Below are 6722 nucleotides of genomic sequence, written 5' to 3'. Positions count from 1 at the left end.
CCATTAATGGTTATGCAATGGGCGGCGGGCTAGAAGTTGCGCTTGCGTGCGATATACGTATTGCGGAAGAGCAAGCACAAATGGCGCTCCCTGAAGCTAAAGTAGGGTTATTACCGTGTGCGGGTGGTACACAAAATTTAGCATGGCTTGTAGGCGAAGGCTGGGCAAAACGGATGATTTTATGCGGCGAGCGCTTAAAAGCTGATAAAGCCCTACAAATTGGCTTAGTAGAAGAAGTAGTACCACAAGGTGAAAGCTTTGCGGCAGCACTAAAACTTGCCAACCAAGTGGCCGATCAAAGCCCTACCTCAGTTGCTGCGTGTAAAACATTGATTCAAAAGGGGCGTCATCAACCAATGGCAAGTGTATTGCCTCTTGAGCGCGAGTTATTTGTTGGTTTATTTGATACCGAAGATCAACAAGAGGGCGTAAATGCCTTTTTAGAAAAACGCCACGCTAACTGGGTAAATGGCTAATGAGTGCTTTAACATTATTAAATAGCGCCGATGAGCCCGTGGTATTTGAAACCGCAACCGCAGAAAACGGCAGTTTAATTGGGCTTATTACACTCAATGCGCCAAAAGCCTTAAATGCACTTAATTTTGAGATGATCAAATTACTTGAGCCGCAATTGCGAGCTTGGCAAGACGATGATGCTATTGCAATGGTGTTGTTAAAAGGCGCAGGCGATAAAGCATTTTGTGCAGGCGGCGATGTTGTAAGCCTTCATCATGCAATGGCGCAAGGTAAACCAACAAGCTTAGTTGAAGAGTTTTTTACGCTTGAGTACAAGCTTGATTACCTTATTCATACCTTTGATAAACCAATCCTTGTTTGGGGTAACGGTATAGTGATGGGCGGCGGTTTAGGGTTAATGGCCGGTGCTAGCCATCGCGTCGTAACCGAAACATCTCGCATTGCCATGCCAGAGCAAACCATAGGTTTATACCCAGATGTAGGCGGCAGTTACTTTTTACATAAAATGCCACAAAACGTGGGGCTATTTTTAGGGTTAACGTCGGCATCAATTAACTGCGACGACGCGCGTTTTGTATCACTTGCCGATCACTTTATCGACAGCACTAAATATGATTCCATGCTTACGCAAATTTTAACTGCAAAGTGGGGCAAAACCGCAAGTTTAAATCATGAGCGTTTAACTAAGTTATTAACCGATTTAGACAACCAATCTGCGCGTATGCCAAAAGGCAATATAAAAGCTAATTTAAAAACGATTCAAAAGCTGGGTGAATTTACAACCTTGCAGGAGCAACTTGATTATATTTTAGGGCTAACCACTGATGATAAGTGGCTACAGCGCGCTCAAAAATCACTTAAACACGGATGCCCACTAAGTTGTGCACTCGTTAGTGAGCAATTAAAAACAAGTAAAGGCAAAAGCTTATTAGTGTGTTTTAAAATGGAGCTAGGTATGTCGGTTCGCGCTGGCGAAGTAGGTGAGTTTCAAGAAGGTGTAAGGGCGCTACTAATAGATAAAGACGGTGCGCCAAATTGGCAATACAAAACACTAAGTGACGTACCACAAACAATAATAGACAGCTTTTTTGCTAACCGCTTTGGCGAAAACCACCCACTCAATGGCTTAGACACACCAACACACAAATAAAGGAAAGACGATGACTAAACTCAATATCGGTTTTATCGGCTTAGGCAATATGGGCGGCCCAATGGCGGCTAACTTAATTAAAGCAGGCCATATTGTTAGCGTGTTTGATTTAAACCAGTCGGTCGTAAATGAACTTGCAAGCAAAGGCGCAAAAGCAACTGTTGATGCAAAGCAGTGCGCAACTAATGCTGACGTACTTATTAGTATGTTACCTGCGGGCAAACATGTTAAGTCGCTTTACTTAGGTAATAATGACGACAGCGGTTTAATTAACGTGCTGAGCAACAATACATTAGTAATTGATTGCTCAACAATAGATGCAGAATCAGCACGTATTGTAGGCAGTAAACTTGGCGAGCAGGGCATAAGCTTCGTGGATGCACCGGTATCGGGCGGCGTTGCAGGGGCAACTGCAGGCACACTTACTTTTATTGTAGGCGGAGAAAAAGCCGCGTTTGATAAAGCAAATACAGTGCTTAGTGATATGGGTAAAAACATATTTCATGCAGGCGATATTGGAGCAGGGCAAGTAGCAAAAATATGTAATAACATGCTACTTAGCATTTTAATGGCAGGTACCAGCGAAGCACTGCAAATGGGTATTAACAACGGCCTCGATCCTAAAGTACTTAGCGACATTATGACCGCAAGTTCGGGCCGTAACTGGACGCTTGAACTTTACAACCCTTGCCCAGGTGTAATGGATGCAGCCCCTGCAAGTAACGATTACAAACCTGGCTTTATGGTCGATTTAATGGCTAAAGATTTAGGCCTTGCTATGGAAGCCGCGCAGCAAAGTAATTCATCAACCCCTATGGGTTCAATGGCTAAAAATTTATACACTATGCTACAGCACCAAGGTGCGGGTAGTGATGACTTTAGTGCCATTTTTAAACTGTTTTCTAAGTAGGAGCAACGCGTGGAAATTAAAAATAACACGGTAGTAATAACCGGAGGCGCACAAGGTTTAGGCTTTGCAATGGCGCAAAAATTTGCACTTATGGGTGCTAACATTGCTTTAATAGATATGGCACAAGACTTATTAAACACCGCATGCGAGCAATTAACTCAGCTTGAAGGTGTAACTAGCAATATTAAAGGTTATGCCGCAAACGTAACAAATGAAAGCGAAGTAGAAAACGTATTTAATACTATTAACAGCGATTTTGGCCACATTGGCGTGCTTATAAACAACGCCGGTATTTTGCGAGACGGCATGTTTATAAAGGCTAAAGACGGCAAAGTCGTTAAAAAAATGTCTCTTGAGCAATTTCAATCCGTGATTGATGTAAACCTGACCGGTGTGTTTTTAGCAGGGCGGGAAGCTGCAAGCCACATGATTGAATCAGGCAAAGGCGGCGTTATAGTTAATATGTCGAGCGTAGCGCGCGCAGGTAACATAGGCCAAACAAACTACGCGGCATCAAAAGCAGGCGTAGTGGCACTTACCACCACATGGGCTAAAGAACTTGGTCGATTTGGTATACGCGTAGGCGCTATTGCACCAGGTGTTATAAGCACCGCCATGACCGACGCCATGAAGCCAGAAGCCAAACAACGTATGCTTGCAGTAACGCCGGTAGGGCGTTTAGGCGAAAGCGACGAAATTGCGCATACTGCACAATACATAATCGAAAACGACTTTTTTACCGGCCGCGTTGTTGAAATAGACGGCGGCATTCGTTTGTAAACCGAACTGGATTAAGATTGATTTAAAAAGCATGGCGCTTGTGGGCTGTGCTTTTTTGTTTTAAATCGGGGAGTTTATAATCTTGAAAAGGACTGATAACGGCGTTGGCATTTTATTGTGAAATTAGTTGCTCATTTGCTCTTAATAAAACCTAATGAGAGTGGCTTTTTAATCACTTCTTTAAATAAAAAGCTCAACGCATTTAAGGCTTGTGTTTGAGGTTATGAGCAACATTTTGTTGGTTGACTAAACGAGTTTAAAAAAGCTAAAAAAAGTTCGACCTCATTATTTCCCATCGTTGTTGGGTGCCTCATAGAATTAAATCAAATAAACGAAGCTATCCAGTATAAGTACGCTTTAATAGTACTTTTAGCATAACGCTTTAGATACATTTGTTCGGCTATCATAGTTAAAAAGGTGATTTCATGATATGAATCTCTAGTAAAAGTTAACTGTATATACAGACAGTGCTTGTTATTTTATCCAATATTACTGATCTCCACCATTTCGGTGCATTTGTGCATTGATTAAAAATATTTTCCAGTTAACTAATTGTTTACAGGTGTTTATTTGATGGTTAAGATAAATGCACTGTAATATATGGACATTTGTCGGTTTATAAAACGACAAATGTCGTAGACAAAATTGTTATGTGTGTATCAACTTTGAGCACCTGAGGTCTATATAAATGACAAAAGATGAAGTAGTCGTTTCAGATGCACTAGTTACTCATTACTTAAATAATGGTCATAAATCTGTAACTTATAGTGAACCACCACAAGATCCACCTGATGTTATTTTAAATATCGATCAGGTTAGTTATTCGGTAGAAATTACTAAAGTTGACGAAAACTCTATAAACAGGAGAACAAACTTAGCACATAGTTATCATGGTTTTATTAAAGAAGTGATTGCTAAAAAGCAAAGCGTATTGCCGAAAAATATTAGTTACTTTATTAGCGTTCGTCACTCAGGTATAAAAGTTGGAAAAATAAGAAAAAAATTCATTCGTTTCTTTGAACAAAGGGTTTTAGCTCAAGGGTTTTCAAATGATGAATATATATTTTTTGAAGACAGTGTGAAAATAACATTTAAAAAATTCAACACTTCAAAAAATGGTCAACATTTCCCTATGTCTTTTTCAAATTCTCCCATAAGAAAAAGCAATGACATTAATAGTTTTTTAAACAATATGATACAACCGTTAGACGTTATATTTGAAAGTATTGTTAGAAAAAGCATTTGTGTGAAAAAACAAAAATGTAGTGAAGTTAAGCCACCAGTTTGGCTTGCATTACATGATTTTTATGCAAACAAATTTAGTGACGACGATAATGAGCAAATATTAATGTATCAAGAGGCTATTGATAACATAATTGAAAAGAATTACTTTGATCGTGTATTAGTTGTGCTGGAAAGCGGTGTTGTTGCAAGTTTGTTCGATAAACACACATAACAAGACCTTCAAACGGACAAAAAACAGTTTGCTGTTTTCACTCCGTTCAACATTTTAGCAAACAATTTTTTGCCGCTTAAGGTGGCGTTGAGGCTGTAGAATTACTCTTTTTAGGAACGTATCCAACTATTCTTGGTTGGTTGCTTTTTAACCTTGAATCCATCTGTTCGCTGTGATCTAATAGATATTATTCACCCACGGTAAACTGTTATGGCTAACTACAAGCCTGACTTATCCTGTCAAAATAAATTCATTCCTATCAATTTCGCTGAGCAAATTTTGCCTGGCACATTTGAATATGCCCTTTGTTATATCGTCGAAAATAAACTCGATTTATCGGGATTTGACGCGTGGTATAACAACGACAAAACGGGCGCTGCTGCGTATCCGCCTTCGGTAATGCTAAAGATTATTTTACTGGGCTATGCACATGGTTTTATCAGTAGCCGTCGGATTGCAAAGGCTTGCGAGCATAATATTTTATTTATGAGTGTGTCGGGTGATATCCAGCCACATTACACATCTATAGCGGGTTTTGTGGCTAAAATGCATGAACAGATTGAGCCACTTTTCACGCAAGTGCTGATGATATGTGATGAGGAAGACTTGATAGGCCGCAACATGTTTGCTATTGATGGGTGTAAATTAAAGTCCAATGCGAGTAAAGAGTGGAGCGGCACATTCGATGAGTTAAGCCGCAAAAAAGCAAAACTAGAACGCGCAAGCAAACGTATTATTGAACGCCACCAATCACAAGATGGACTGGGCGAAGAGTTGATAACACAGGACTTAAAACAAAAAGAAAAGCTGGATAGAAGTGCAGATAAAATCACCGATTTTTTAGCCACTCACGAAGAGAAAACAGGCAGTAAAGGCAAGCCTGTTAAAAGTAATATCACTGACCCAGATAGTGCGAAGATGACGACCTCAAAAGGGACAATTCAAGGCTACAACGGCATCGCGATAAACGATGATAAACATCAAATCATCCTGCAAGCACAAGCGTGGGGCTCAGTGGGCGAACAACAAACTTTACAGCCAGCCGTTGCACAATTAAAACAGCAACTCGCTAAACTCAATACAGAAAAAATGGCAGATAAACACACCATCAAATTCACCGCAGACAGTGGGTTTAACAGCGAAGTAAATCTTGAGTTTATGGCGCAAAGTGGGTTCGATACCTACATTGCGGATAACCAATTTAGAAAACGAAATCCGCTGTTTAAAGCCAGCGAAACATACGAAACTGAGCAAGAAAAGCGCCGACTAAAACGCAGTAAAGGCAAGGCTCGGTTATTTACCTCAGACGATTTTCATTATGATGAAGCAACCCAAACATGCCGCTGCCCAGCAGGTAATGATATGTGGCGAAGCGGAGTTAATGTAAACAGCCATAACCAACAATACACACGATTCTGCGGTTACTTAAAAGATTGCAAAGTATGTCCACTACAACAGCAATGTATGCGAAAACCACCGATAGAAAGAGGACGACAAGTGCAGTTTATAAATAATGAATCGCGCAAAAAGCTGAGCTATGTAGACAAAATGAAAGTAAAAATAGACAGCCCCATAGGTCGACGACAATATAGCAAACGACTTGGCTGTATTGAGCCAGTGTTCGGGAACATTACAGTGAATAAAGGCATGAATAAATTGACCTTACGGGGTCAAACGAAAGTGAATGCGCAATGGCAACTGTATTGCCTTGTTCATAATATAGAAAAGCTGCAAAACACGATGCATTAAGAAGGGTAAGCCCTCTTACTCTAAATAAAAGCCACTCAAACACCCGTAATCCCTTCCAAAACGCCAATTAAAACAATATCAAACACTTCTATATTCTGCGTGAAAATACAGTAATCAATTGAACCAAAATAGGAACTCAGCTATGGTTTGTTTATCAATAAAAACAAATTTAAAAACGAGTTAATCTACAGGCTCGTTAT

The 6722-nt window shown here is 40.1% G+C and carries 6 protein-coding genes; all 6 read left to right on the top strand.

From position 1 onward, the window contains the following. Nucleotides 1-476, top strand: a 476-nt coding sequence (locus tag L655_RS0114455) for an enoyl-CoA hydratase-related protein (protein WP_024605406.1), incomplete at its 5' end; no start/stop codon positions are given. After that, complete coding sequence (locus L655_RS0114450) at nucleotides 476-1627, top strand: enoyl-CoA hydratase/isomerase family protein (protein WP_024605405.1); 1152 nt, start codon at nucleotides 476-478, stop codon at nucleotides 1625-1627. The genes L655_RS0114455 and L655_RS0114450, both read left to right, overlap by 1 nt. A 10-nt stretch (nucleotides 1628-1637) precedes the next feature. After that, on the top strand, nucleotides 1638-2537 hold the full coding sequence (gene mmsB / locus L655_RS0114445) for a 3-hydroxyisobutyrate dehydrogenase (protein WP_024605404.1): 900 nt from the start codon (nucleotides 1638-1640) through the stop codon (nucleotides 2535-2537). 9 nt (nucleotides 2538-2546) lie between these two features. Continuing rightward, nucleotides 2547-3317, top strand: coding sequence for an SDR family oxidoreductase (locus L655_RS0114440; RefSeq protein WP_024605403.1), 771 nt, complete (start codon nucleotides 2547-2549; stop codon nucleotides 3315-3317). Between the two features lie 688 nt (nucleotides 3318-4005). Further along, nucleotides 4006-4773: a hypothetical protein gene (locus tag L655_RS0114435; protein WP_024605402.1), complete on the top strand. Its 768-nt coding sequence runs from the start codon at nucleotides 4006-4008 to the stop codon at nucleotides 4771-4773. Between the two features lie 210 nt (nucleotides 4774-4983). Then, nucleotides 4984-6522 carry a transposase gene (locus tag L655_RS0114430; RefSeq protein WP_024605401.1) on the top strand — a complete coding sequence of 513 codons (1539 nt, stop codon included), beginning with the start codon at nucleotides 4984-4986 and terminating at the stop codon, nucleotides 6520-6522. The last annotated feature ends 200 nt before the right edge of the window (nucleotides 6523-6722 follow it).

The sequence above is a fragment of the Pseudoalteromonas sp. TAE79 genome, assembly GCF_000498015.1.
Lineage (GTDB): Bacteria > Pseudomonadota > Gammaproteobacteria > Enterobacterales > Alteromonadaceae > Pseudoalteromonas.
Note: the sequence above shows the minus strand (reverse complement) of the source record. Positions and strands in the feature narration are given on the sequence as shown.

Excerpts from the sequence above, each read along its gene's own strand:
- mmsB (WP_024605404.1), top strand. The coding sequence starts at position 1,638 with ATGACTAAACTCAATATCGGTTTTATCGGCTTAGGCAATATGGGCGGC.
- L655_RS0114430 (WP_024605401.1), top strand. The coding sequence starts at position 4,984 with ATGGCTAACTACAAGCCTGACTTATCCTGTCAAAATAAATTCATTCCT.
- L655_RS0114435 (WP_024605402.1), top strand. The coding sequence starts at position 4,006 with ATGACAAAAGATGAAGTAGTCGTTTCAGATGCACTAGTTACTCATTAC.
- L655_RS0114450 (WP_024605405.1), top strand. The coding sequence starts at position 476 with ATGAGTGCTTTAACATTATTAAATAGCGCCGATGAGCCCGTGGTATTT.